Here is a 26565-nt window from a genome sequence, read left to right on the forward strand (position 1 = left end):
TTTAAAGACCCGAGGTAAAGAGAATGGGTGGTATCAGTGTTTGGCAACTTCTAATCATTGCTGTAATTGTTGTATTGCTATTCGGAACAAAGAAACTACGCGGTATCGGTGGCGATCTGGGTGGTGCCGTTAAGGGCTTCAAAAAAGCGATGAGCGAAGATGAACCTGCGAAAAATGACAAAGACGCAGACTTCGAACCAAAAAGTCTAGAAGAGCAGCAGAAAAAAGAAGCTGCTCCTGAAACGAAAAAAGACAAAGAGCAGGCGTAAAACGTGTTTGATATCGGTTTTTGGGAACTGGTATTAATATCTGTTGTTGGTCTGGTCGTTCTTGGGCCGGAGCGTTTGCCTCATGCTATTCGCAGCGTGTCTCGCTTTATCGGTGCCGCTAAGAGTATGGCAAATAGCGTCAAAGACGAATTGTCACACGAGCTGAAAGTCCAAGAGCTGCAAGAAAACTTGCGCAAAGCAGAACAAATGGGGATGGATGATTTGTCCCCTGAGTTGAAATCTTCAGTTGAAGAGTTGAAGAAGGCAGCGCAATCTGTAAATCGTCCTTACGCAAAGAACACCGATTCAGAGGCTGAGCCTGTAAAAACAGAGCCAGCAGCAGAAAAGGTAGAGAAAGCGCAAGAGAGCAAGGTTACAGCGGCAGATAAGAAAGCCGAATAGTCTCATTAGGAGGAGCTACTAGTGATTGGTAGCTCCTTTTTGATCTGGTTTTTAATAAGAGGTTTGCCATGTCTACCGTCGAGCAGACACAACCTTTAATTAGTCATTTGTTGGAGCTTCGCAACCGACTACTGCGCTCAATCCTCGCAGTGTTGGTCGTGTTTGTCGGACTAATTTATTTCTCTAACCACATTTACGAGTTTGTTTCCGCACCTTTAGTAGAACGTCTACCTGAAGGCGCGACCATGATTGCTACGGATGTAGCGTCACCTTTTTTTACGCCACTTAAGCTGACGTTAATTGCTTCGGTATTTATTGCGGTGCCGTTTATCTTGTATCAAGTGTGGGCATTTGTAGCGCCAGGTTTGTACAAGCATGAACGTCGATTGATCATGCCACTGCTGTTCTCTAGTTCGCTATTGTTCTACTGTGGAGTGGCATTTGCCTACTTCGTGGTATTTCCATTGGTGTTTGGCTTCTTTACCGCCATCTCTCTTGGTGGAGTAGAGTTTGCAACTGATATCTCGAGTTATCTCGACTTTGTGCTGGCGCTATTTATGGCGTTTGGTATCGCATTCGAGGTGCCTGTTGCGATTATTTTGTTGTGTTGGACTGGGGCCACTACACCAGAAGATTTAAGACAGAAACGTCCTTATATTATAGTGGCTGCGTTTGTCGTAGGTATGGTGTTAACGCCACCAGACATGATCTCGCAAACCTTACTCGCTATTCCGATGTGTTTACTGTTTGAAGTCGGTTTGTTCTTCGCGCGTTTTTATACTCGTCGAAGCGAAGAAGTAGAAGCGGAAACCGAAGAATAAGGCTAATCTAGATGTGAAAAGCGGCTCAATTGAGCCGCTTTTTTTGCGGTTGGTTTTTTCTTGGGCTAATTACTTAACTTTCATGACGTAACCACATTTTGTGCATACGTATACTTCCTTGATGCCCAGCAGCTTTTGAAAAAAACTGCGCGGTACGCGTTGTAAGTAAGCACCATGTGTACACACTTCAACTTCCATATTCATGCTGTTTTACATTTGTGCTAATTAATGGGCGTAAATCAGTATAGAAAAATAATGTGTCGAGTTGTCGACAGTTTTGCAAAGCGGACGAAGTAAAGTGACGATATGAGAAGTAAGTAGAGTTGCTAGTTAATTATTATGTTTATCAATAATTTTGTATGGATTGTTCTACTATTTCAACAGGTTGAATCGTTCATTCAATAGTTTAGGTGATAAAAAAGCGACGTTGATTTCGTCGCTTTTTTCAATTCTCGTGAATTAAATATTAAACAGCTTTTTGGCATTCTCAGTCGTTATGGCATCGATGGTTGCGATGTCGACATCACGCAAGTCGGCAACACGTTGTGCAACGAGAGAAGTGTAGGCTGGTTCATTACGTTTACCACGGTGTGGCACAGGCGCTAAATATGGACAGTCGGTTTCTAAAATGACCCACTGCATATCCAAATGTGGAATGACTTTATCCATTCCGCCATTCTTAAAGGTTGATACGCCACCTAAGCCTAAGTGGAAGCCTAGCTCATTGATTGCTTGTGCTTCTTCTAAGCTGCCTCCAAAACAGTGGAATACACCACGCAGACGACCATCTTGCTCTTGTCGTAGCAAAGTGAGTGTTTCTTCAATCGAATCACGAGTGTGGATAACGACCGGTAAATCCATCTCTTTTGCCCAGTTAAGTTGAGCTACGAACGTTATTTCTTGCTCAGCACGATAGGTTTTATCCCAATATAGGTCGATACCGATTTCGCCCACCGCAATAAACTTGTGTTTCTCAAACCAGCCGCGGATGATCTCCAACGTTTGCTCAACGTTGTTATCCACATAGCAAGGGTGCAGCCCCATCATTGAGTGGCATACGTCAGGATATGCCGCTTCGGTTTTTAGCATGGGCTCAATTGAGTCCAGATCGATGTTTGGCAACAGGATTTTATTAATGCCTTGCGTTAAGGCGCGTTGTACTACTTCATCGCGGTCGTTATCAAATTCGCTAGCATAGATGTGCGCGTGGGTATCGATCATCGTTACTCTCTGTGCTTCATGGTTGGTTTCGTATTCGAAGTATACTTGAGTGTGAGTGCTGGGTCATTTTCAGTTTTTTTCATTACCTTTTTCCAGATTGTCACTCGCAACATGCATCAAGAGTGATATGATTTTGTTCACCAGATGATTTGATCATCATAACCGTCCAGACAAGGAGAAAATGGTGTCTGTATCAATTCAAGGTCCATTCCCTGCACGCCGTATGCGTCGTTTACGTAAGCACGATTTTAGTCGTCGTTTGATGGCTGAGAACCAACTTTCTGTTAATGATCTGATTTACCCAATGTTCATTCTTATGGGTAAAGATCGTCGTGAGAGCGTGGAGTCCATGCCGGGTGTAGAGCGTTTGTCGATTGATTTAATGCTAGAAGAAGCACAATACCTTGCAAATCTAGGCGTTCCAGCAATCGCGCTTTTTCCTGTCGTAAACCAAGACGCTAAAAGCTTATGTGCTACTGAAGCCTACAACCCAGAAGGTTTGGTTCAGCGAGCAGTACGAGCGCTTAAAGAACACATTCCTCAAATTGGTGTAATCACAGACGTGGCACTCGACCCATTCACGACACATGGCCAAGACGGCATCATCGATGAAGATGGCTACGTAATGAATGATGAAACCACAGAAGTATTGGTTAAGCAGGCTTTGTCTCATGCAGAAGCGGGTGCTGACGTAGTCGCGCCTTCAGACATGATGGATGGCCGAATTGGTAAGATCCGCGAAGCATTAGAAAACGCGGGCTACATTCATACTCAAATCATGGCTTACTCGGCTAAGTACGCATCGAACTACTACGGACCATTCCGTGATGCGGTTGGCTCTTCTTCAAATCTAAAAGGCGGCAACAAGAAAAACTACCAAATGGACCCAGCAAACATTGATGAAGCGATTCACGAAGTGGCGCTAGACATCAATGAAGGTGCGGACATGGTGATGGTTAAACCTGGTATGCCATACTTAGATGTAGTTCGCCGAGTAAAAACTGAACTTCAAGTACCGACATTTGCTTATCAAGTCTCTGGCGAGTACGCGATGCATAAAGCGGCGATCATGAATGGCTGGCTCAAAGAGCGTGAAATTGTGATGGAATCACTATTGTGCTTCAAACGTGCAGGTGCAGATGGCATCTTAACGTACTTTGCGAAAGACGTTGCTGAGTGGTTGGCAGAAGAGAATGCACAAACTGCTCAACACCTAAATCGTACTCCGGAAGCGACAGAAGAGTAATTATCGCTCAGTGAGAAATACCAGACCAACAAGAGTTGTTCGTCTGTATATACCCAAGTAACCTCAGGCGGATTACAACAGTAACAATCCAAGGTGCTTGGGTATTTTTATTTTGGAGAAGAGAACAATGACAATGCTGATTCGTGAAGGCACATTGGAAGAAGCACTTCAAGTTGTGGCGCGTGTTACCGAGTTTTCGAAAGGAGAAACGGTAGACTCCATGACTCAACGTTTAGAAGAGAAAAACAGTTTAATCCTCGTTGCAGAAAAAAATGGCACGATTGTCGGCTTCAAAATAGGTTACGAATTAGAGGATGGTGTTTTCTATAGCTGGTTAGGTGGTGTTGTCCCTGAAGCTCGAAATGAAGGCGTGGCACAACTGCTTTTGGAAGCTCAAGAGGATTGGGTGGCAGAACAAGGCTACAACACATTAAAAGTGAAATCTCGAAACCAGTTTCCGGCTATGCTTCGCTTGTTATTGAGAAATGGCTATATCATTGAAAAGTTTGAAGAAAAAGTAAATCTTCGAGAATCTAGAGTGCATTTCATTAAAGCAATGTGAAAATAAATGAGATTTTTTCTCATTTAACTGTTGACTACGAAATGAGAATCATTATTATTAAACCTGTCTTAGGGAATGAGGAAAGTTCACAAGGACGTTGAGTGACTTATTAACAGAAGTTAATTAACTGAAAGTTGAGAAGTGATGAAACATTTTTCCGAGAACTTGCACGAATTCTTTTTGACACGACATTGCTCACATTGCTTCCAGTGTAATTTATAGCTTCTTGGTTAAGCTGCTCTATTTACAGAATTTGCTTTACCACTTCTGCTAGGCGACCCCATTCGGGTCGCTTTTTTCTTTTCTACGATTTCTATTTGACGTCACTATTAATATCTTTTCCACATGCGATGATCATTTTAGGATCGTTGATCTTCTCGCCGTTATGCGAATTTGTTGTTATTAATCAATGGTTTGGATTGGTGTTTTCTTGTGTTTTTTGTTATTGGATAACCAGTGGATAATTTCTATAAACAGAGTTATCCACAGGAGGTGGTGTTTTCGTGAATAAAGTCGGAAAAATTTACGCGACCTAGATCGAGCGAACAAGATAGATTCAGATCAGCAGTCATGGCATCCTAGGCAGATCTCTCAAGTACTGAATTGGATACAGACAATTATGGCAAGTATTCCTGAAAATCCGTTGATCCTTATCGACGGCTCTTCTTACCTATATCGCGCTTTTCACGCCTACCCGGGCACCATGAGCAATGGTGAAATTCCAACTAATGCCGTTTACGGCGTCGTGAACATGTTACGCAGCATGATGCGTCAGTTTGCGTCTGAGCGCATCGCGGTGGTTTTCGATGCAAAGGGAAAAACCTTTCGTGATGATATGTATGCAGAATACAAAGCGAATCGTCCGCCAATGCCGGATGACCTGCGTTGTCAAATTGAACCATTACACAATGTTATTCGTGCAATGGGTTTGCCGCTGATCTGTGTTCCTGGCGTCGAGGCGGATGACGTCATCGGTACGTTAGCATACCAAGCATCACAAAAGGGCATGCCTGTATTGATCAGTACTGGTGATAAAGACATGGCGCAGCTAGTGGATGATAACATTACCTTGATCAACACCATGACGAACGTCGTAATGGATCGTGAAGGTGTGGTTGAAAAGTTTGGCATTCCACCTGAGTTGATCATCGACTACTTAGCACTGATGGGCGATAAAGTAGATAACATTCCTGGTGTACCGGGTGTCGGTGATAAAACAGCGACCGCACTACTGCAAGGTATTGGTGGTCTGACGAAGTTGTATGAAAACCTCGATGATATTGCAGGGCTTGGTTTCCGTGGTTCTAAAACCATGGCGAAAAAGCTCATCGACAACAAAGAAAATGCCATGCTTTCGTATGAGCTCGCGACCATCAAATTGGATGTTGAGCTTGAGGAAACGCCAGAATCATTGCTGAAAGCGGAACCAAATAAAGACGAATTAGTGAAGCTGTATGGCCAACTGACGTTTAAATCTTGGTTGAATGAACTACTTGAAGGCGGTTCTGGATCTGTGGAGGCCGTAGAGCTTGCAGGATCTTCACAAGCTTCTTCTTCTCAAGCCGAGATGGAAACTTCTGCGGTAACAATCGATCGCAGCCAATATGAAACAATTCTGGATAAAGAAACCTTCAATGCTTGGCTAGATAAACTTCAAACGGCTGAGCTGTTTGCATTTGATACGGAGACCGATAACCTAGATTACATGCTAGCGAATCTAGTTGGTTTGTCATTCGCTGTCGATGAAGGTATTGCGGCTTATGTGCCAGTTGCACATGACTATTTAGATGCGCCTGAACAGCTTGATCGTGATTGGGTACTAGAACAGCTGAAGCCAATTCTTGAAGATGCAGCGAAAGCAAAAGTCGGTCAAAACTTAAAGTATGATGCGTCTGTACTCGCTCGTTACGACATTGAGCTAAAAGGTATTAAGCACGACACGATGTTGGAATCGTATATCTACAACAGTGTCGGCGGTAAACACGATATGGACAGCTTGGCGCTTCGCTTCCTACAGCACAGCTGCATTTCTTTTGAGCAAATTGCAGGTAAAGGCAAAAATCAGCTTACGTTTAACCAAATCAAACTGGAACAAGCATCGCCATACGCGGCAGAAGATGCGGATGTGACCCTTCGTCTGCACAATCGCTTGTTTGCTAATATCGAGCAGGATGAAAGCCTGAAGACAGTTTACGAAGAGATTGAAATGCCGTTGGTGCCAGTTCTTTCGCGCATTGAACGCACTGGGGTCTTTATCGATGAAATGAAGCTGAGTGCGCAGTCGGTCGAGATTACCGCTCGCCTTGATGAGCTTGAAAAGAAAGCGTACGAAATTGCAGAGCAAGAGTTTAACATGAACTCGCCAAAGCAATTACAAGCCATCCTATTTGAAAAAATGGGTTTACCGGTTGTGAAGAAAACGCCATCAGGCACACCATCGACGAATGAAGAAGTTCTGCAAGAACTCGCGCTAGACTACCCACTACCAAAACTGATTTTGGAATACCGTGGTTTGGCGAAGCTAAAATCAACTTACACCGACAAACTGCCGAAGATGATCAACCCATCAACGGGGCGCGTGCATACTTCTTACCACCAAGCAGTGACTGCAACGGGTCGTCTATCTTCTACTGATCCGAACTTACAGAACATTCCAATTCGTAACGAAGCTGGCCGTCGTATTCGTCAAGCGTTTGTCGCGCCATCAGGGCATAAAATCTTAGCGGTCGACTACTCGCAAATCGAACTTCGCATCATGGCGCACCTTTCTGGTGACCAAGCGTTATTGGATGCATTCCGTGATGGCAAAGATATCCACGCGGCAACCGCAGCAGAAATCATGGGTGTTTCTATTGAAGACGTTTCAAGTGAGCAACGTCGTCGTGCGAAAGCGGTTAATTTCGGTCTTATTTACGGCATGAGTGCGTTTGGTTTGGCGAAGCAATTAGGCATTCCTCGTGGTGAGGCTCAAGCGTACATGGATACATACTTTGAACGTTACCCAGGCGTGATGCAGTACATGGAAGACACACGCAGCACGGCAGCAGATAAAGGGTATGTTGAAACGATTTTTGGTCGACGTTTGCATTTACCAGAAATCAAATCACGCAACGGGATGCGTCGTAAAGCTGCTGAACGTGCGGCAATCAACGCACCAATGCAAGGTACGGCTGCGGACATCATTAAGAAAGCGATGCTGTTGGTTGAACAGTGGATTCAGGAAGAAGGCAATGGTCGTGTGAAGTTATTAATGCAAGTACACGATGAATTGGTCTTTGAAGTTGAAGAGTCATCATTGTCCGAAATTGAAAGTAAAGTACAGAAATTGATGGAATCTGCAGCAGAGCTAAAAGTACCGTTGGTTGCAGAAGCAGGTCACGGTGATAACTGGGATCAAGCTCATTAGTCACTTTTAGACCAAAATAACCAATTAATTATGAGCCAGCGCACAAACGCTGGCTTTTTTTTGAGATTAAAAAAGCTAGCGCAAAGTTAACTTTGATGTTGCTTAATAAAAATTTCATGAAAAAAAACTACAAAAATTCTTTGCAATTCTGACCAATTGTTGTACATTAATACTCGTAGGGTACAGAGGTAAGATGTTCTATCTTTCAGACCTTTTGTTTCACGTTATTGGATTAGGCTGATTCAGCCGCCCCAGTCAGTTTTTGACTGGGGCGTTTTTTATTGGGCGAAAGAAAATTATTCTTTTGGATCAGCAGCTTAAAGTTAGCCTTCAAAAACCTTCTTTTTTGACCTTTCTAAGTCACTGCAAAATCTCGATTTTTCCTTCAAATTTATTGCGTTATTCATCCTGTAAATTTACGCCAGTCACACTATTATTTTTTCTTGAAAGAAACTAAGTTACATCTTTTTGAAGATTTGCTTGGCTTAACTGTCTGAATTGTAACGCTATTGGGTGTTTTTGGAGTGAATGTTTGGTGATACACAGGAAACAAGAGCGCTTTTTAACCTATTGAAATCGAATCTCAGTTCAGCAATGCTTCGTCACATAACAATAATTACCAATTTTTCTCTCCCGTTATCCCTGCCAGGAAGGCGGGGATTTTTATTGCCTGTTATTTAGTTCAGATAAACAAAAGCCCCACCAAATGGCAGGGCCGTGTCGAAGAAATTTAACAAATATTGTTAATTATTCTTCATCGCTCGCTGGTATCTCTTGTTCGTCTTCTTCTATCAGGTGTGCTAGTGCTGGTGCAAACCAGGTATCCAGTTTTGCACGTAGCTGATCGACACCTAATCCTTTCAGTGAAGAGAACACATCAACAGAAACGTCACCACCGAAAGTTTCTACTTGCTTACGAACTTTCAGTAGAGTTTGTTTGCGTGCACCACTTTTTAGTTTATCTGCTTTGGTTAGCAAAACTTGCACAGGAATGTGGCTATCGATGGCCCAGAAAATCATTTGTTGGTCGAGATCTTTCATTGGATGACGAATGTCCATTAGAACCACTAAGCCTTTTAGGCACTCGCGTTTCTGTAGGTATTCACCCAAAGATTTCTGCCATTTGTTTTTCATCTCTACCGGTACTTGAGCAAAACCGTATCCAGGTAGATCGACAATGTGACAACCTTCTTCTACTTTGAAAAGGTTGATTAATTGCGTACGACCAGGTGTCTTTGATGTCTTGGCTAAGCTTTTTTGATTAGTTAGACGGTTAAGTGCACTCGATTTACCAGCGTTTGAGCGTCCTGCAAACGCAATTTCGACACCTTCGTCTTCCGGCAGGTGACGAATATCGGGTGCGCTGGTGATGAAATGCGTATTTTGGTAATGAATTTTTACGCTCACTGTTAACTCCATCTCGACTTTGTGTAGTCGATTGATTACTTTTTTGTGAAAATGTGTAAAATAACCGTGCTCGGCATAAGGTCGCCTATTGTACCATGAGTGTACGCGGTATGTTCACATTCCGTGGTACTGGAAGCTTGATAATTATAATGGAATGTCATGAAGAAATTAGCGCTAATTTTGAGTCTTTTAGCCAGTTGCTCAGTATGGGCCCAAGGTAATATTGAGGCTGGTAAAGCAAAATCACAAACCTGTGTCGCCTGTCACGGAGCAGATGGCAACAGTGCAATAACAACGTACCCGAAACTCGCAGGCCAACACGCTAAGTATCTTGAGAAGCAGTTAAAAGAACTTAAGCTAGGCATGACAAGTGGTGGTAAACAAGGTCGTTACGATCCTGTAATGAGTGGTATGGCAATGCCACTGAGCGATGAAGATATCGCAGACCTATCTGCTTACTACGCTTCGCTACCAGTTTCAGAAAACTCAACACCTGAAGATGTAGTAGCAAAAGGCAAAACGCTTTATACCGCTGGTGATGCCGAGCGTGGCCTAACCGCATGTATTGCATGTCATGGTCCTCGTGGCAATGGTACTGAGCTTTCAGGTTTCCCGAAAATTTCTGGTCAGCATGCTGACTACATCAAAGCTCAGCTAGAAAAATTCCGTGATGGCGACCGTGGCAATGATATGAATGCCATGATGCGCGACATCGCGAAGAAAATGACAGACGAAGATATCGAAGTGCTGTCTAAATACGTTGGCGGTCTGCACTAATATACCTAAATCGCTCAAGATCCTGCATCTTGAGCTGGTTGGGTAGATGTCCCTACATCGTTCGAGCAACTTGTACAAAAATGCCCTAGTGAATCCACTAGGGCATTTTTGTTCGTGACAGATATCACAGTCGAGTTTGGATGCGAAAGCGATAGTTGGCTCGGCAGTTTGTGAGACATTTGCCATACTTGATGTTGGCTTTTTCTTGTTAGTGTTTTTAAGCTTTTGATTAAATGATAATTTTGATTTTTTAGAAAAATAGGCGGATTATTTTTTCAACCCATTACTTGTGAGCATAACGGGATGGCGTAAAGTAGAAGTCGTTCACAGGGAGTGAATGTAAGGATTTAAGACCACGGTTTAGGTCTCCAAGGATGTAGCTCGGATGCTTGGTGATTTAGAAAGGGATTTAGATAGGTAGGGAGCCTATCAGATAAGGATGGTCATCTCGTCTGACGGTTAAGACAGTGAAACGGATCAGGCACAGGAAGTTGCTCAGTAGACAGGAAGTAAACGGATAGCCAAAACTCATCAGGAAGATGAAAAACAACTCTTTTTGGCAGGGAAAGCTCTAAAAACAAAGGGATCATTGGTGCACCAAATGTGTGCAACACAGTTTCGCCAATTGATGGCACTTAGAAAGCGACAGTCTGACTGTCGCTTTTTTTATATCCGTTGACTTGCTCAGTCGTAACTTGAATTGAGATTACTGCACTTATTTAGCTTTATAGGTTGTAAACAAAGTTTTTTAATAAAAATTGCTGAAAAAATACTCAACAACACTCCAATCCGAGTTCACTTTCTGGTATGTTTCGCATCCCTGTTTGAGGAAGTCAGCATGCATACCTGTCCTTTATGCCAAAATCAGCGCACTCACCATTATTTTGAAGATAAGCGTCGTGAATATCTTCAATGTGAGCAGTGCAGCTTGGTATTCGTAAATCCAGACCAACGTTTGGATGCGGAAAGCGAAAAAGCTCACTATGATTTGCATGAGAACAACCCCGATGATTTGGGTTACCGACGCTTTTTGTCGCGTATTGCTGACCCGATCACAGAGCGAATTTCTCCACAATCAAATGGTATCGACTTTGGTTGTGGTCCTGGCCCAACGCTCTCCTTGATGCTGGAAGAGGCGGGGCACAACATGGCGTTGTACGATCTCTACTACCACCCTGATACGTCGGTTTTAGAAAAAACGTACGACTTCATGACAGCAACAGAGGTGATAGAGCACCTCTACCACCCAGATTTGGTGTGGAAGCAATGGTTGAATTTAGTTAAGCCAGGGGGCTGGATAGGCCTGATGACGAAAATGGTCATCGACGTGGAGGCTTTCAAATCATGGCATTATAAGAACGATCTCACTCACGTAGTGTTCTTTAGTCGTGACACGTTCCAGTTCCTAGCAGAGCGGGATAAGCTCGAACTCGAATTTATTGGTAATGATGTAATTTTACTGAGGAAACCCCAGTAATGAGCCGTAGTAAAAAATCTAGAAAACCAGGTGCCGCTGGTGCACCTGAGTTTGTTGTAACTCGTAACCGTACAGAATCTGATGTGGAAGGCCGCTTACGCAAGCGTGCTAAAAAGCGTAAAGGTCTGAAAACGGGTAACCGTAACTCAGAAGTTAACGAGCAGAAAAAGCAAGCTGCTGCACAAAATCGCGACCCGCGCTTAGGCAGCAAAAAGAAAATACCTCTGATTGTTGAACCTGCGAAGAAAATGACGAAGCAAGAGCGTCGTTTGTCGGCAGAGCAAGAACTAGAGATGCTAGAAAATGACGCGCAATTGAACGTGTTGCTAGACCGTATTGAAGCGGGTGAAAACCTGGGCACAGGTCTACAGAAATTCGTCGATGAGAAACTCGATCGCATTGAGAAGCTAATGGACCAACTAGGTTTGTTGGAACCTGAAGAAGAGGAAGACTTCACTGCACCTGCTGAGAAAAGCACGCGCAACGATGATGACTTGCTGGCAGATTTCGACGACATTAATTTCGACGACTATAAAGGATAATTAAGCTATGAATGTAACCTTATTAGCTATTGCTGGTGTTGTGATTATCATCGCACTCGCTTCTTATGCAGGTTACCTTCTGCTTCAATTGAAAAAGCAAAAGGAATTGCAGCTGAAGCATCAAAAATTGGCGATAGACAAACGTAACGCCAACATTTTTGAGAATGTGCATACCTTGTGTCAGGCGGGCATTCAAGGCCAGTGCGATTTATCTGAAATCAGTATCCGTGTGTATAACATCATGGATTATGTACAAGGTGAAGACCGCGTTGATTTCGATAAAACGTACCCTGCGATTTCTGAGCTTTACCACATCGTGAAAGATATGGCGCGTGGCGAAGAACGCCAACAACTTGCCAAGAAAGAGCGTATGCAACAGAACTTGACGCGTCATAAAGCGGAAAGCCGCCTCACTGATGCGATTATTGAGGAGCTCAAAGTGTTGCAGAAAAACGTCCAGCCACTGAATAATCAAATCAATATTCAGATGATTTAAGCGCGACCCCCAATAGTCTCCTTATGACTAATGGGGGTATCGTGATCACGCTAGCACTTCTTTAGTTTTATACTTAAAAAGCCAGTCGGCGTTGCCACGCTTGTCATCGTCGTATGGCAAAATAGCGGCTCTGAATATCGGGTGACGGCTTTCGTTGCCCTAGCATTTAACGGAAAGTACCACCATGTCGAATCAACACACTGAATCGAAACAGCAAATCGTCTGGGATCAAGCGGTATTGGATAAGTACAACTATTCCGGGCCTCGTTATACGTCGTACCCAACGGCGCTGGAGTTTCATGAAGCGTTCACCATTTCTGATTATGATATGGCATGCACTCAATACCCAGAACGCCCATTATCGCTGTACGTACACATTCCGTTCTGTCACAAGCTTTGTTACTACTGTGGATGTAATAAAGTCATTACACGCCACTCGCACAAAGCGGATGAATACCTCGACGTGCTTGAACACGAAATTCGTCAACGTGCTGCATTACTTGTTGGTCGCACCGTGACGCAATTGCATTTTGGTGGTGGTACACCGACGTTTCTCTCTGAAAAGCAAATCACGCGTGTGATGAGCCTGCTACGCCAAGAGTTTACTTTTAGTAGCGATGCTGAAATCAGTATCGAGGTTGACCCGCGTGAAATCGAGCTGACCATGCTGGATCATCTGCGTAGTGAAGGCTTCAATCGCTTGAGCATCGGTGTTCAGGACTTCAACAAAGAAGTGCAAAAGCTGGTGAATCGTGAGCAAGATGAAGAGTTCATCGTTGCGATGGTTGCGCGCGCAAAAGAGTTAGGCTTTCGTTCGACGAACCTAGATTTAATTTACGGTTTACCGAAGCAGACCAAAGAATCTTTTGCCAAGACTCTAGAACAAGTGCTAGAGATGCAGCCGGGCCGTCTATCCGTGTTTAACTACGCGCACATGCCACAGCTATTTGCAGCGCAGCGTAAGATTAAAGACGAAGACCTGCCAAAGGCAGAAGAGAAGATGGCGATTCTGCAAGATACCATCGCGACACTGACTGATGCTGGCTACCAATTTATCGGTATGGACCACTTTGCTTTGCCGGACGATGAACTTGCTGCTGCCCAGCGCGAAGGTATTTTGCATCGCAATTTCCAAGGCTACACCACACAAGGTGAATGTGACTTGGTTGGCTTTGGTGTTTCTGCAATCTCGATGATCGGCGATGCGTACGCGCAAAACCAGAAAGAGCTGAAGAAATACTACGCTCAAGTCAACGAACTTCGTCACGCTCTATGGAAAGGGGTCTCTCTGGACTCCGATGATTTGCTCCGTCGCGAAGTGATTAAGCAGCTGATTTGTAACTTCAAGTTAGACAAGAAAGCCATTGAGTCTGAGTTTAAAGTGAGGTTTGAACAGTACTTTAAAGAAGATTTGCAGCTACTTCAGACCTTTATTAACGATGAGCTGGTGGAAGTGGATGACAATGAAATTCGTGTGACGCTGCGAGGTCGTTTGTTGATCCGTAATATTTGTATGAGCTTTGATAAATACCTACGAGCAAAGGCACGTCAGCAACAGTTCTCTCGTGTTATTTAATCAGAGATACAGATTCAAGATATAAAAAATGCCAGCAGATGCTGGCATTTTTTTATGTTTTCGCTGGATTTAAGCGCGATCTTTTACTTTTTCTCTCAGTTCCGATTTTTCTGCTTCTGAAAGGAACGCAATCTCAAGGCCATTGATTTGCGCTTGGCGAATCTGGTCTTGGCTCAGGCCAGCGGCTGGTGCCGCTACTTCGTATTCGTATGGCAGTTCGATACCTTCAACCGCTGGATCGTCAGTGTTCAGACACGCAAGAACGCCATGCTCTAGGAACTGCTTGAGAGGGTGGTTTTCTAGCGTTTCTACCGTACTTGTTTGGTAGTTTGACGTCAGGCAAGATTCAATACCAATGCGGTTTTCTGCTAGGTAATCCATCAGTTTTGGATCGTGAATCGCTTTTACGCCGTGACCGATACGAGTTGCGCCCAGCTCATTGATTGCTTGCCACATGCTCTCTGCACCTGCTGCTTCACCAGCATGGACCGTTACCCCAAGGCCAGCATCGCGTACTTGCTTGAAGTGAGACACAAAGCGATCACCCGGTTGGCCTAGCTCGTCACCCGCAAGGTCGACGGCAACGATGTGATCTTTCTGGCTCAGAATGCCGTCCAGTTCTTGTTGACATGCGTCAGTGCCAAATGTGCGACTCATGATACCGATCAGGTTGGCTTTCACGCCAAAATCGCGCATACCCGCTTGCACACCGTCCACGACGGCTTCAACAACCCCCGTTACTGGTAGTTTGTGTTTCATCGCCATGTAGTAAGGAGAGAAACGCAGCTCTGCGTAATCGATTTGTGCGTTTAGCGCGTCTTCTACGTTTTCGTACGCGACACGACGACACGCATCTAGATCGCCCAGTACAGCAACACCCCAGTCGAGCTTAGAAAGGAAAGCAACAAGAGAGGGTTCCGCTTCGACAATTTGAACGTGAGGAGTGAGAGACTCAATATCGTACGCTGGTAGGGCAATGCCAAACTTTTGGCCTAGCTCAAGAATCGTTTTAGTACGAATGTTACCGTCGAGGTGACGGTGCAAATCAGTAAGAGGAAGGTTCTTCGTTATCATTTTGTCGATCCGGATAGTTATGAACTGGAACAGGGCCCAAACATCATCTGTGACAATACATGGGTAAGATTTGCAGTTAAGTATAAATAACAGTTGGGTAGATTGTCAGTAGAGGATGACTAGGAAATCAACGATTCTCGCTCTTTTCTACTTCATGTTCACCAAATGTGTTGGCCATTCTTCTAGTGGCATAGGGCGGCTGTAGTAGAAGCCTTGCACCTGATTACAGCCTAAAGAGCGCAGTAATTGTGCTTGATTGCTATCCTCGACACCTTCCGCGACGACATTAGTTTTGAGACCTGCTGTGATATTGATGACGGCAGCGACGACTGAACTGTTTAAGTTTTCTTGTGTGAGTTGATTGATGAAGGTGCGATCAATCTTCAAGCAGGTAAACGGCAGAGAGTGGAGGTAACCCAGTGATGAGTAGCCGGTGCCAAAGTCATCTATCGCGATACCAATACCCATTTCACGCAGTTTAGTCATATTTTCTAGTGTGGTCGGTGCGCTATCAATGATACGTGATTCTGTGATCTCTAGTGTGAGGTTACTTGCTGGTAATTTCGTGATATCCAATACACTTGTCACCGTATCAACAAAACTTGGGCAGGATAGTTGATTAACAGAGATATTCACATGCAGTTGGAAGTCCGACGGCCACTGTTTGCTTTCGATCGCTTGGTAAGTGTCGCGACAAGCTTGTAACAGAATCTGTTGGCCGATGGCTTTGATCATGCCGCTTTCTTCCGCGATTGGGATAAAATCTAATGGTGACACCATACCTGAGTCGCTATGCCAGCGCGCAAGTGCTTCGGCGCCACACACTGTGCCACTGACGAGATCCACAATCGGTTGGTAATGAGGAATAAACTCTCGGTTTTCAATGCCAGTTTGGATCTTGGTCAGCATTTGCGTACGAAACTTTGAAGCGCTCGCTAGTTCTGGGCTGTAGTGACATACACCAGTCAGTGAGTCTTGTTTAGCGTAACTTAATGCGATGCTGGCGTTGCGTAACCATAAAGGCATGGTTTCGTTTGGCTGGGTTTGTACAATACCAAGTGAAATCTTCATCACTACATTCTCGCCTTCCACCATAAATGGGGTGGAAAAGAGATGCTGTAATCGACGCTCGGTTTGTTTAATTTTGGTTTCAGTGTCGACATTTGAGAGAAACACCGCGAACTCATCACCACCAATCCGAGCCAATAATGCGTTGTCACGAAACTGCTGTTTTAGCCTTTCAGCGATGCTGACCAACAACTGGTCGCCGTTGTGATGACCCACACTGTCGTTGATATCTCTAAATTTGTTGATGCCAAGTAAAAATAAACTGCCGTGACAAAGATGAGACTGATTTTCACAGATTTCGACCAAACCCTGACGGCTATATAAGCGTGTTAGAGAGTCATAAACTAACTGTTCACGCAATGCTTTGAATGAAGCTCTTAGATTGTTCGCCATTTCATTAAAAGCATGAACCAGTACGGTTGTCTCATACACATAACCAGGCTTTGGCATGCCGCTATCCCAATCCCCATTTGCCAGGTGCTGAGCGGCGGCGGCCGTCGCGTTAATTGGTCTGGTAACTCGGTTGAAAATGATCCAACTGATGGCGATCCCAAATAGGCTTACAATAATGCCAACGAGCCAACTCTCTTGCTGGCTTTTTGGTAACAGGCCGAGAAGCTCAGACTCCGAAATGGAGGTGCCGATAAACCATGTTAAGCCGTCTTGGTCTCGATACGGGGTTAGCCGACTGAAAATACGTTGGCCATCATGTTCAAATGAAAAAGTATAAGGTTGCTTGGTGTTGTTGAGATCGAAAGACCGGACGCGGCTCGCACTGATTTTGATGATCGGGTCTGCGTTTTCAGCGGCAAGCAAACGCTGCCCTTTATCCGAAAATTTTGTGCCCCATGAGATGACGCTTCCCGGGCCTGAGTGAGCGATTAAACGATGATCTGGGTCCATGATGTAGACCGACGCTTTAGTGTTGTATTTTAACTCGCGCAGGAACTCGTTGAATGTATTGATACGAATGTCTGTCACCAAAACACCAGCAAATTGGTCGTGTTTGTACACCGGCGTCATGGCTGATAGCGTAATATCCTGGCGTTCATCAGCGTTGGTATAAATTTCAGACCAAGTGGCGTTTTGGCTCTCTGCAACGGGCTTATACCATGGGCGAGTGCGAGGATCGTATTGGGAGATAACCGTTCGAATGTTGTTACTCACATGGTTGGTTCCATAAATAACCAGATCACCATCGGTGTAGCGATCTTGCACCATTAAGGTGTAATCGTCGGAAAGCTCGCGGCGAAAGCCTGCAAAGTCGCCGTTTTCTGAACCAAATGCGATTACATCCAACTGCGGTATCGATTGGTAAAGATTTTTGAATGCACTCAGCAGGTAGTTTTGAATGTCTGAGGTATCGTGAGGGCGATAAAGGTTGTGATAGCTGACGTTGTGCGCGAGAGCCATAACCGCAGTAAAAGGCTTACGTAGATAGCTATTGAGGTGGTCGTGGACACTTTCGGTTAACACGGAAAGTTGCTTGTCACTGATATCCGTGACCACTTCTTCGTAACTTTGTTTTTGGACGTAGACAATGACACCGATCGCCAGTAAGAAGATCATGACAAATGGAATCAGAACAGCAGTACGCAGTGTAATTTGAGTCGTAGCAGTAGACATCGCCTAATCACATAGATGGTGGTGCGCCACAATTGTACTGATGTTTTTATTAATATCGAGTGACAAACGACGCTCGTTGTTAACGCACCACGTAAGTGATTGTCAGTACAATTCTTTTAATTTTCTGGTGAGTGTATTTCGCCCCCAGCCTAATACTTTAGCGGCATCTTGCTTATGACCTTTAGTGTGCTCTAAGGCTGCTTCTAATAAAATGCGTTCAAATTCTGGTAAAGCGTAAGAAAGTAGTTCTTTATCTCCTGCTGCGAGTGAATGCCGTGCCCAATCCGCCAATTGTTCTTGCCAACTACCATGTGCAGAGTCTGAAATGGATTTTTTCTCTTCGAGTAGTTCGCTTGGCAAGTCATTTGGTAACACTTCGCTACCACTGGCCATAACGGTTAACCAACGGCAAATATTCTCTAATTGACGAACGTTGCCAGGCCAATCAAGGCGGTTAAGAATCTCCACGGTCGACGGGTGGAGAGTTTTTGTTTCCACACCAAGCTCATCAGCCGCACGGATAAGAAAATGCTGTGTAAGCTTTTCAATGTCTTGCTTACGCTCACGCAGTGCCGGGATCTGAACGCGAATCACGTTTAAGCGATGAAATAGGTCCTCACGGAAGTCACCTTCGTGCACCAGCTTTTCTAAGTTCTGGTGTGTTGCCGCAACAATTCGTACATCGACACTGATCGGAGAGTGACCGCCCACTCGATAAAACTGCCCGTCAGCTAGAACGCGTAGTAAACGAGTTTGAATGTCTAATGGCATGTCGCCGATTTCGTCTAAAAATAGAGTGCCGCCATTGGCTTGTTCGAATCGTCCTTGACGAACATTGTTTGCTCCCGTAAATGCGCCTTTTTCGTGGCCAAACAGTTCTGATTCAATCAAGTCTTTGGGAATCGCCGCCATATTGAGCGCAATGAAAGGTTTGTTAGCACGTGGACTGTGACGGTGCAGTGCATGAGCAACGAGTTCTTTACCCGTGCCCGATTCACCGTTAATCAAGACTGAAATAGAGGAGCGAGAAAGACGACCAATGGCGCGAAACACCTCTTGCATCGCTGGTGCTTCACCGATAATTTCAGGCGTTTCTGCTGGAATGTCTTCTGGAGAGAGCTGCTCGCGTTTGTTTTCGTGGCTGTGTGCAATGGCTCGTTCAACCAGAGTTAAAGTTTCATCAATATCAAAAGGTTTTGGTAAATATTCAAAAGCACCTTTTTGGTACGCATTCACTGCCGCATCTAAATCTGAATGCGCGGTCATGATAATCACGGGAAGGTCTGGGTAATCGCGCTGTACTTGTTTTAGTAGCTCCAACCCATCAATACCTGGCATGCGAATGTCTGATACTAGAACATCCGGCACTTCGCGTTCGAGCGCCATTAACACGCTTTCTCCATCGGCATAGGTTTCACATTTGATGTTGGCAGAGGAGAGCGTTTTCTCCATTACCCAGCGAATTGAACTGTCGTCATCAACGACCCAAACATATCCTTTACTCATGTAGTAATCCTTGCAGCAAACCGAAAAACTGACGCGACTTGAAGTCCATTAGCGCAATCAGATCGGCAGATAAATAGTAAATGTTGTGTGACCAGGCCAGCTTTCTACGTCTATTTTTCCATTGTGCTGGTCGATCAAATTTTGCGAAATAGATAGCCCTAATCCAGTTCCTCCCTCGCGGCCACTGACCATGGGATAGAACAGCGTGTCTTGTAGTTCCGGTGGAATACCTGGGCCGTTGTCTGTGATTTCGACACGAGCAGCGAGTTTACAGCGTTTGCCGTGAATATTGGCTTGGTGCACCGTTCTGGTGCGAATGGTTATTTTCCCGTGTTTTTGATGGCTAAGAATTTGTGCGGCGTTGCTGACGATATTAAGCATTGCCTGTTCGATTTGGTCTGTATCCATCAAAATCTCTGGCAAGCTTGGGTCATAATCTCGTTCAATGATGATTGAGCGTTGTGACTCTAATTCAACCAGTTGGCGAACCTTTTCAAGAATTTGGTGCAGATTCTCTTGTGTCTTCTTACCTGGCTTTTGCGGTCCTAGTAATCGATCCACGAGCGCCCTTAAACGGTCTGCTTGCTCAATGATGATGTGTGTATATTCGGTGAGAGAGGGCTCTGGCAGCATTTTTTCTAGCAATTGCGCCGCACCGCGTAAGCCGCCAAGCGGATTTTTAATCTCATGTGCAAGCCCTCGGACTAACAGCTTCGCTGCTTGTTGTTGGGCGTGTTGGTTCAGTTCTTGAGAGAGTCGGCGCTGCTGATCAATTTTGCGCATCTCGACCAGAAGCATTAACTGCTTTTGCCAAGTGATAGGGCTAACCGTCACCTCTAGCATTAAAGGGCGGCCATCAACAACGAAAGTGACGTCACTGTCGGTGATGCTTTGGCCACTTTGCAACGGTTGAGTGAGCAGCGCGAGATCCAGCGACGCATGCTGAATCAATTGAGAAAGTGATTGTTCAATAATTCGTTTGGCGCTTTGAGAAAACAGCAATTCGGCAGCCGGATTGGCATAACGGATGGCCAATCCATCATCAAGAATCAGCGTTGCTGTCACCATATTGTTGAGAATGGCACTAGGAAGACTGGTATCCACATTACGTCCTTGTTTTGCTTTAAGATTGTGCGATGCACAATAATGGTGCAATTGAACGTTAAGTATGGCGAATAAATCTTAGAAGAAAAAGTGAAAAGCATCGCTGTGATGTGATTTTTTTCACCAGATATTCTATTTTGCCCCTTTTACGGTCGGCTTAACACTTGCTCTATGTAAATGCACCGTTATAGGGCTAGTAGATGCAATAAGCTTGCCGCTTCTTTTCGCGTGCACAGCAAGTGTGTGAGTGCCTCGGTCAATATTGTTTAACTGCCACACTATATGGTTTTGTGGTGCACCATAAGGTTTTCCATCGAGTAACAATTGCAATTGCTCACCGATACCAAGCTTGCGATTGGTTTCTAATTGAATATTGATGATGCCTCGATTGCTGCGGATGGTCTCGTTGTGCTTGGGAGTCAGCATCGAGAGTTGTAATGGGAGAGGCTGATCGGTTGTTTTCTCTGGCTTGTTTTGTGATGCAGTAGATGGCGTAGTCTGAGGTGCGAGCGATTCAGTACTTTCTACCTCAGGAGCTGGTGCGCTGGCTTCAAGGTTTGGCAGTGCGATCGCTTTTGCTCCTTTGTTTGGCGTATCACTAAAGTGAACCACGCCATTTTCATCTACCCACGTATACGCGACCTGCGCGAAGGCGATAGAGGCGATTAACAATCCGCTGAGTGCACACAGTGATGGAATAAGCTGAACTTTCATTGCTCACCTTCTCTTGTTCGATGATTTCACGTTTCAATGGCTTAGCTCTTTGACCTGTAAGGAAAAATTCTAAGTGTATTTTTATTATCCTCTCATGTTAAACGTCGAAGCTTGACTGGCGAATACAAAAAAGGCCCGCCTGCGAGGCGAGCCTAATATTTTATTGCTGTGTTTACATTTTACACAGTGTCGACCTTACACAGAGTAGTAAAGTTCGAACTCAACAGGGTGAGTTGTCATGTTCACACGCTCTACGTCCTGAGACTTAAGGTCGATGTATGAATCGATGAAGTCGTCAGAGAATACGCCGCCCGCTGTTAAGAACTCACGATCAGCATCTAGCTCTGCTAGCGCGTCTTTTAGTGAGTATGCAACAGTTGGGATTTCTGCTGCTTCTTCAGCTGGAAGATCGTAAAGGTCTTTATCCATCGCTTCGCCTGGGTGGATCTTATTCTTGATACCGTCAAGACCAGCCATAAGCATTGCTGCGAAACATAGGTATGGGTTCGCCGCTGGGTCACCGAAACGAACTTCGATACGACGTGCTTTCGGGCTTGGTACCACTGGGATACGGATTGAAGCAGAGCGGTTACGCGCTGAGTAAGCTAGCATTACTGGTGCTTCGAAGCCTGGTACAAGACGTTTGTACGAGTTGGTTGATGGGTTAGCGAATGCGTTGATTGCACGAGCGTGTTTGATGATACCACCGATGTAGTAAAGCGCCATTTCAGATAGACCGCCGTACTTGTCACCAGCAAATAGGTTTACGCCATCTTTTGCTAGAGACTGGTGAACGTGCATACCGCTGCCGTTGTCGCCAACAAGTGGTTTAGGCATAAACGTCGCTGTTTTACCAAACGCGTGAGCAACGTTGTGTACAACGTACTTGTAGATTTGGATTTCGTCAGCTTTGGTTGTTAGCGTGTTGAAACGAGTTGCGATTTCGTTTTGACCCGCCGTTGCCACTTCGTGGTGGTGCGCTTCAACAACAAGACCCATTTCTTCCATTACTAGACACATAGCAGAACGGATGTCTTGAGATGAATCTACTGGAGCTACTGGGAAGTAACCACCTTTAACGCCTGGACGGTGACCTTTGTTACCTTCTTCGTAGTCAGAACCTGTGTTCCATGCCGCTTCTACGTCGTCGATTTTGAAGAAAGAGCCTGACATGTCTGTCGAGAACTTCACGTCATCAAATAGGAAGAATTCTGGCTCAGGACCGATAAGTACAGTATCTGCAACACCAGTAGAACGCATGAAGTCTTCAGCGCGTTTTGCGATAGAGCGTGGGTCACGGTCGTAGCCTTGCATTGTTGCAGGCTCTAAGATGTCACAACGGATATTTAGTGTTGCGTCTTCCGTGAATGGGTCAAGCACAGCAGAAGATGCGTCAGGCATCATTACCATGTCTGATTCGTTGATACCTTTCCAGCCAGCAACTGATGAACCATCGAACATTTTACCTTCTTCGAAGAAGTCTGCGTCGATTTGGTGAGCAGGGATCGAAATGTGCTGCTCTTTACCTTTTGTATCAGTGAAGCGTAGGTCAACAAACTTAACTTCGTTTTCTTGGATCAGCGATAGAACGTTTTCTACTGACATCTTGGATAACCTCCAGTGTTAATAAGCGGTAAAAGCTCGATTTATGAATTATTCATGAAACCTGGCATTGATTAATCAATTTGACTTTTCATTAATCGATGCTGTTTTAACTAAAGCCAAAACCGTGCCAAAAAAAATATTCCATTAATTTCAAGCAATTGTGTTTTTGAATGCTAGTTTGGTGCAGTTGCTTGCACCAAAATGATCTTTGATTGCACTATTATGGTGCTAAAAATCATTGTTGCACCATAATGTGACAGGTACATTGCGTATTCAGCCCAGTTTTTGAGCAAGAGTCAATTTGAATTATGCATCGATTAGAATAAAGTTGCGTTTAATCAATTCGTTCTGAGGAAGAAAATGGGCATTAAGCGTAAAAATCGCAGAAATGCTCGGGAGTAGATCACATATTTCTAGGCTTTTTGCTAAAATCTGGTACATTATGGCCGTTTTTTTAATCAGCAAATGTCGCCAGAGAGCACCCGTTCTCAGCGTGGGGGCATTTCATCTATCTAAGTGAATCAATATCCATGGCTACTCCACAGATTGATAAATTAAGAAATATCGCGATCATCGCGCACGTTGACCACGGTAAAACCACGTTGGTTGACAAGCTGCTACAACAATCAGGCACGCTTGAGTCTCGCGGTGAAGCTGAAGAGCGAGTCATGGACTCGAACGACATCGAGAAAGAGCGCGGTATTACCATTCTTGCTAAAAACACAGCAATCGACTGGAACGATTACCGTATCAACATCGTAGATACTCCGGGACACGCGGACTTCGGTGGTGAAGTTGAGCGTATCATGTCGATGGTAGACTCTGTACTACTTATCGTTGACGCAGTTGATGGTCCAATGCCTCAAACGCGTTTCGTAACACAAAAAGCGTTTGCTCACGGTCTAAAACCAATCGTTGTAATCAACAAGATTGACCGCCCTGGCGCACGTCCTGATTGGGTTATGGACCAAGTGTTCGACCTGTTCGACAACCTAGGTGCAACTGATGACCAGCTAGACTTTAAAGTAGTTTACGCATCAGCACTTAACGGTTGGGCTTCTCTAGAAGAAGGCGAAACTGGCGAGAACATGGAACCACTATTCCAAACTATCGTTGATGTTGTTGACGCGCCAAATGTTGACCTTGATGGTCCACTACAGATGCAAGTTTCTCAGCTAGACTACAGCTCTTACGTTGGTGTTATCGGCGTGGCTCGCGTAACTCGTGGTAGCGTTAAACCAAACCAGCAGGTAACCATTATTGGTGCTGATGGTAAAACTCGCAACGGTAAAGTGGGTACAGTAATGGGCTACCTTGGCCTAGAGCGTCACGAAGTTGAACAAGCTAACGCGGGTGATATCATCGCAATCACTGGTCTTGGCGAGCTGAAAATTTCTGACACTATCTGTGCACAAAACGCAGTAGAAGCATTACCACCATTGTCTGTTGATGAACCAACAGTAACAATGACGTTCCAAGTAAACACGTCTCCATTCGCGGGTAAAGAAGGTAAGTTCGTAACGTCACGTAACATCCTTGAGCGTCTTGAGAAGGAACTGGTACACAACGTTGCACTACGCGTTGAGCAAACAGACGATCCAGATAAATTCCGCGTATCAGGTCGTGGTGAACTTCACCTTTCTATCCTGATCGAAAACATGCGTCGTGAAGGCTTCGAGCTTGCGGTATCTCGTCCAGAAGTAATCATCAAAGAAGAAGATGGTCAGTTGATGGAACCGTTCGAAACGGTAACTATCGACGTAATGGAAGAGCACCAAGGCGGCATCATGGAGAACATTGGCCTACGTAAAGGTGAGCTGAAAGACATGTCTCCAGACGGTAAAGGTCGTGTGCGTATGGACTTCGTTATGCCATCACGTGGTCTGATCGGTTTCCAAACGGAATTCATGACACTGACTTCAGGTTCAGGTCTTCTTTACCATACGTTTGATCACTACGGCCCTCACAAAGGCGGTAACATCGGTCAACGTGTAAACGGTGTACTAATCGCGAACGCGATGGGTAAAGCGCTAACTAACGCACTGTTCAACCTTCAAGAGCGTGGTCGTCTATTTATCGGTCACGGTGTTGAAGTTTACGAAGGTATGGTTATCGGTATTCACAGCCGTGACAACGACCTAACGGTAAACGCACTGAAAGGTAAGCAGCTAACCAACGTTCGTGCATCAGGTACAGATGACGCACAGGTTCTTACTCCGCCAATCAAGATGACTCTTGAGCAAGCACTAGAATTCATCGATGACGACGAGCTAGTAGAAGTAACGCCTGAAAGCATCCGTATCCGTAAGAAGTTCCTAACGGAAAGCGACCGTAAGCGTGCTTCTCGTGGCGCGAAATAATTTTCGTTAAGCGATTCAATTAAGAAGAAGCCTCGAGTTATGCTCGGGGCTTTTTGTTTTCTGGAGTTGAATATGAACCCGATTATTATCACCGGTGGGCCTGGTGCGGGAAAAACAACACTGCTGAATGCGCTAGACGCGTGTGGTTACGCCACGTTTCCTGAAGGGTCTCGCGACTTGATTGAGCAGCAAAGCCAGTTAGAAAATGGTATTTTGCCGTGGACGAATTTACCTGAGTTTGCCAAGTTATGCCTTGGGTTGATGGACAAACAAAAGAGTGATGCGCGTTGTCATGATGTTGCGTTTGTTGATCGCGCCATCCCCGACATCATTGCATACCTACAAGTGGGCGGCTGTAAGGTTGACCAAGCTTTCTTAACCGAAAGCGCTGGGTACCATAGTCAGGTGTTTACTTGTCGACCTGAAGCATCCATTTACGTACAAGATGAAGTGCGTCCGCACAGCTTTGAAGAAGCATTGGAGATTCATCAGTCGTTAGTGAGTGTCTATACTGAGTTGGGTTATGAAGTGGTAGAAGTGCCATGGGGAACTGTGCCAGAGAGGGTAGGCTTTGTTCGAAGAGTCATCGGTTTACTCGGTAAGGTCGCCGACTAAAACCTCCTCGCTAGGAGGAGGTCTGAATCATTTACTTTTGATTGAGCTTTTGTAGGAATTTATCGGACTCTGCAATCGCTTCGTTCATTTGTTTGATCGCAAACTGAATGTCCTTCTCTAAGCTAGAGAACTCACCTTGCAAAGAACCAATCGCACTGGCGTTAAGGTTGTGTTTTAAGTACAACGTGTTGTCACGCAGCGTGTCCAGTACCGGTGTCATCTTTTTCTCTGCACGCTTCATAGCGCTAAGCATGGTTTTGTACGAGGCTTTGGTTTCACGTAGTTTTTGCTCGCTTGAACGACGCAGTTTCGCACTCGAGTACAGCTCTAGCTCATCTTGCCACTCATCAAACAGTGCGCCGGATACGTCTTCAATCGCAGCAATACGGTCACGTACGTCTTGAGCCGCTTTTTCGCTATCTTCGTATTTGTCATTGATGTTGTTGTAGACATTTTCTAGCTCACCACCATCAAAGTTGGTGATCGCAGACAAGGCTTCAAGTGCACTGGTGAATTCTTCTTGTGCATCTTGTTGAGATTCTTTGGCATCTTCGACGCGGTCGACCATAATATCTCGTTTATGATACCCAACCTGCTCCATTGCTGAGTAATAAGCAGATTGACACCCTGTTAAAGTGAAAATTGATAGTACAATTGCTAATAAATAAGGCATTCTTATGTCCTCGGCGCT

The 26565-nt window shown here is 44.9% G+C and carries 22 protein-coding genes; 13 read left to right on the forward strand and 9 right to left on the reverse strand.

Features of this window, described 5'->3' with window-relative positions; all coding sequences use genetic code 11:
• The first annotated feature begins 23 nt into the window (after positions 1-23).
• From tatA to tatC, 3 genes are all read left to right on the forward strand, one after another.
• Positions 24-269, forward strand: coding sequence for a Sec-independent protein translocase subunit TatA (gene tatA / locus R7Z50_RS15655; protein WP_005382958.1), 246 nt, complete (start codon positions 24-26; stop codon positions 267-269).
• A gap of 3 nt (positions 270-272) precedes the next feature.
• Complete coding sequence (gene tatB / locus R7Z50_RS15660; protein ID WP_033905892.1) at positions 273-671, forward strand: Sec-independent protein translocase protein TatB; 399 nt, start codon at positions 273-275, stop codon at positions 669-671.
• 68 nt (positions 672-739) lie between these two features.
• Positions 740-1492 (forward strand): twin-arginine translocase subunit TatC, encoded by a 753-nt coding sequence (gene tatC, locus R7Z50_RS15665; protein ID WP_005379234.1) that lies wholly within the window; start codon positions 740-742, stop codon positions 1490-1492.
• 459 nt (positions 1493-1951) lie between these two features.
• Here tatC and R7Z50_RS15670 read toward each other — a convergent pair whose 3' ends face one another.
• On the reverse strand, positions 1952-2713 hold the full coding sequence (locus R7Z50_RS15670) for a TatD family hydrolase (protein WP_065275002.1): 762 nt from the start codon (positions 2711-2713) through the stop codon (positions 1952-1954).
• 184 nt (positions 2714-2897) lie between these two features.
• Between R7Z50_RS15670 and hemB the strand changes: the two genes are divergently transcribed.
• The 3 genes from hemB to polA all read left to right on the forward strand — a co-directional run bounded on the left by hemB (position 2898) and on the right by polA (position 7927).
• Entirely contained in the window at positions 2898-3959 is a 1062-nt protein-coding gene (hemB, locus tag R7Z50_RS15675) for a porphobilinogen synthase (RefSeq protein ID WP_031777176.1), read from the forward strand.
• Between the two features lie 127 nt (positions 3960-4086).
• Positions 4087-4521 (forward strand): GNAT family N-acetyltransferase, encoded by a 435-nt coding sequence (locus R7Z50_RS15680; RefSeq protein WP_005379245.1) that lies wholly within the window; start codon positions 4087-4089, stop codon positions 4519-4521.
• Positions 4522-5140: 619 nt separating this feature from the next.
• A complete protein-coding gene (gene polA, locus R7Z50_RS15685; RefSeq protein WP_318149146.1) occupies positions 5141-7927 on the forward strand; it encodes a DNA polymerase I in 2787 nt (928 codons plus the stop codon).
• 747 nt (positions 7928-8674) lie between these two features.
• On the opposite strand, the gene yihA is transcribed toward polA, so the two are convergent.
• Positions 8675-9334: a ribosome biogenesis GTP-binding protein YihA/YsxC gene (gene yihA, locus R7Z50_RS15690; protein WP_017635019.1), complete on the reverse strand. Its 660-nt coding sequence runs from the start codon at positions 9332-9334 to the stop codon at positions 8675-8677.
• A 159-nt stretch (positions 9335-9493) separates the two neighbouring features.
• Here yihA and R7Z50_RS15695 point away from each other — a divergent pair, with 159 nt between their 5' ends.
• The 5 genes from R7Z50_RS15695 (at position 9494) to hemN (ending at position 14202) form a co-directional block, all read left to right on the forward strand.
• Positions 9494-10111, forward strand: coding sequence for a c-type cytochrome (locus R7Z50_RS15695; RefSeq protein WP_005379248.1), 618 nt, complete (start codon positions 9494-9496; stop codon positions 10109-10111).
• Positions 10112-10949: 838 nt separating this feature from the next.
• The gene (locus tag R7Z50_RS15700; RefSeq protein ID WP_005379250.1) at positions 10950-11588 is read left to right on the forward strand and encodes a class I SAM-dependent methyltransferase; all 639 of its coding nucleotides are present in this window, start codon (positions 10950-10952) and stop codon (positions 11586-11588) included.
• Entirely contained in the window at positions 11588-12130 is a 543-nt protein-coding gene (yihI, locus tag R7Z50_RS15705; protein WP_005379252.1) for a Der GTPase-activating protein YihI, read from the forward strand. Before R7Z50_RS15700 ends, yihI begins: the two co-directional genes overlap by 1 nt.
• 7 nt (positions 12131-12137) lie before the next feature.
• Complete coding sequence (locus R7Z50_RS15710) at positions 12138-12626, forward strand: DUF2489 domain-containing protein (RefSeq protein ID WP_005379254.1); 489 nt, start codon at positions 12138-12140, stop codon at positions 12624-12626.
• A 184-nt stretch (positions 12627-12810) separates the two neighbouring features.
• Complete coding sequence (gene hemN, locus R7Z50_RS15715) at positions 12811-14202, forward strand: oxygen-independent coproporphyrinogen III oxidase (protein ID WP_065275004.1); 1392 nt, start codon at positions 12811-12813, stop codon at positions 14200-14202.
• A gap of 69 nt (positions 14203-14271) precedes the next feature.
• Here hemN and add read toward each other — a convergent pair whose 3' ends face one another.
• The 6 genes from add to glnA all read right to left on the reverse strand — a co-directional run bounded on the left by add (position 14272) and on the right by glnA (position 22899).
• Positions 14272-15276, reverse strand: coding sequence for an adenosine deaminase (add, locus tag R7Z50_RS15720; protein ID WP_017821942.1), 1005 nt, complete (start codon positions 15274-15276; stop codon positions 14272-14274).
• A gap of 147 nt (positions 15277-15423) precedes the next feature.
• Positions 15424-17970, reverse strand: coding sequence for an EAL domain-containing protein (locus R7Z50_RS15725; protein ID WP_065275005.1), 2547 nt, complete (start codon positions 17968-17970; stop codon positions 15424-15426).
• A gap of 102 nt (positions 17971-18072) precedes the next feature.
• Positions 18073-19476 carry a nitrogen regulation protein NR(I) gene (glnG, locus tag R7Z50_RS15730; RefSeq protein ID WP_005379267.1) on the reverse strand — a complete coding sequence of 468 codons (1404 nt, stop codon included), beginning with the start codon at positions 19474-19476 and terminating at the stop codon, positions 18073-18075.
• A gap of 57 nt (positions 19477-19533) precedes the next feature.
• Entirely contained in the window at positions 19534-20580 is a 1047-nt protein-coding gene (glnL, locus tag R7Z50_RS15735) for a nitrogen regulation protein NR(II) (RefSeq protein ID WP_065275006.1), read from the reverse strand.
• A gap of 132 nt (positions 20581-20712) precedes the next feature.
• Positions 20713-21294 carry a DUF4124 domain-containing protein gene (locus R7Z50_RS15740; protein WP_042522597.1) on the reverse strand — a complete coding sequence of 194 codons (582 nt, stop codon included), beginning with the start codon at positions 21292-21294 and terminating at the stop codon, positions 20713-20715.
• A 195-nt stretch (positions 21295-21489) separates the two neighbouring features.
• Positions 21490-22899, reverse strand: a complete 1410-nt coding sequence (gene glnA / locus R7Z50_RS15745) for a glutamate--ammonia ligase (RefSeq protein ID WP_005379275.1) — start codon at positions 22897-22899, stop codon at positions 21490-21492.
• Positions 22900-23429: 530 nt separating this feature from the next.
• Here glnA and typA point away from each other — a divergent pair.
• On the forward strand, positions 23430-25259 hold the full coding sequence (typA, locus tag R7Z50_RS15750) for a translational GTPase TypA (protein WP_005379276.1): 1830 nt from the start codon (positions 23430-23432) through the stop codon (positions 25257-25259).
• A gap of 72 nt (positions 25260-25331) precedes the next feature.
• A complete protein-coding gene (locus R7Z50_RS15755) occupies positions 25332-25874 on the forward strand; it encodes an AAA family ATPase (protein WP_065275007.1) in 543 nt (180 codons plus the stop codon).
• Positions 25875-25905: 31 nt separating this feature from the next.
• Here R7Z50_RS15755 and R7Z50_RS15760 read toward each other — a convergent pair whose 3' ends face one another.
• On the reverse strand, positions 25906-26547 hold the full coding sequence (locus tag R7Z50_RS15760) for a DUF2959 domain-containing protein (protein ID WP_005382972.1): 642 nt from the start codon (positions 26545-26547) through the stop codon (positions 25906-25908).
• Positions 26548-26565 lie beyond the last annotated feature (18 nt).

It is taken from the genome of Vibrio sp. 1249-1 (assembly GCF_033340495.1).

Bases quoted from the DNA above. Each gene is read 5' to 3' on its own strand.
- R7Z50_RS15670 (WP_065275002.1), bottom strand. From the start codon at position 2,713: ATGATCGATACCCACGCGCACATCTATGCTAGCGAATTTGATAACGAC.
- R7Z50_RS15725 (WP_065275005.1), bottom strand. From the start codon at position 17,970: ATGTCTACTGCTACGACTCAAATTACACTGCGTACTGCTGTTCTGATT.
- typA (WP_005379276.1), top strand. From the start codon at position 23,430: ATGGCTACTCCACAGATTGATAAATTAAGAAATATCGCGATCATCGCG.
- R7Z50_RS15680 (WP_005379245.1), top strand. From the start codon at position 4,087: ATGACAATGCTGATTCGTGAAGGCACATTGGAAGAAGCACTTCAAGTT.
- R7Z50_RS15755 (WP_065275007.1), top strand. From the start codon at position 25,332: ATGAACCCGATTATTATCACCGGTGGGCCTGGTGCGGGAAAAACAACA.
- yihI (WP_005379252.1), top strand. From the start codon at position 11,588: ATGAGCCGTAGTAAAAAATCTAGAAAACCAGGTGCCGCTGGTGCACCT.
- R7Z50_RS15740 (WP_042522597.1), bottom strand. From the start codon at position 21,294: ATGAAAGTTCAGCTTATTCCATCACTGTGTGCACTCAGCGGATTGTTA.
- hemN (WP_065275004.1), top strand. From the start codon at position 12,811: ATGTCGAATCAACACACTGAATCGAAACAGCAAATCGTCTGGGATCAA.
- R7Z50_RS15760 (WP_005382972.1), bottom strand. From the start codon at position 26,547: ATGCCTTATTTATTAGCAATTGTACTATCAATTTTCACTTTAACAGGG.
- R7Z50_RS15710 (WP_005379254.1), top strand. From the start codon at position 12,138: ATGAATGTAACCTTATTAGCTATTGCTGGTGTTGTGATTATCATCGCA.
- glnA (WP_005379275.1), bottom strand. From the start codon at position 22,899: ATGTCAGTAGAAAACGTTCTATCGCTGATCCAAGAAAACGAAGTTAAG.
- tatC (WP_005379234.1), top strand. From the start codon at position 740: ATGTCTACCGTCGAGCAGACACAACCTTTAATTAGTCATTTGTTGGAG.
- tatA (WP_005382958.1), top strand. From the start codon at position 24: ATGGGTGGTATCAGTGTTTGGCAACTTCTAATCATTGCTGTAATTGTT.
- R7Z50_RS15700 (WP_005379250.1), top strand. From the start codon at position 10,950: ATGCATACCTGTCCTTTATGCCAAAATCAGCGCACTCACCATTATTTT.
- add (WP_017821942.1), bottom strand. From the start codon at position 15,276: ATGATAACGAAGAACCTTCCTCTTACTGATTTGCACCGTCACCTCGAC.
- polA (WP_318149146.1), top strand. From the start codon at position 5,141: ATGGCAAGTATTCCTGAAAATCCGTTGATCCTTATCGACGGCTCTTCT.
- R7Z50_RS15695 (WP_005379248.1), top strand. From the start codon at position 9,494: ATGAAGAAATTAGCGCTAATTTTGAGTCTTTTAGCCAGTTGCTCAGTA.
- glnG (WP_005379267.1), bottom strand. From the start codon at position 19,476: ATGAGTAAAGGATATGTTTGGGTCGTTGATGACGACAGTTCAATTCGC.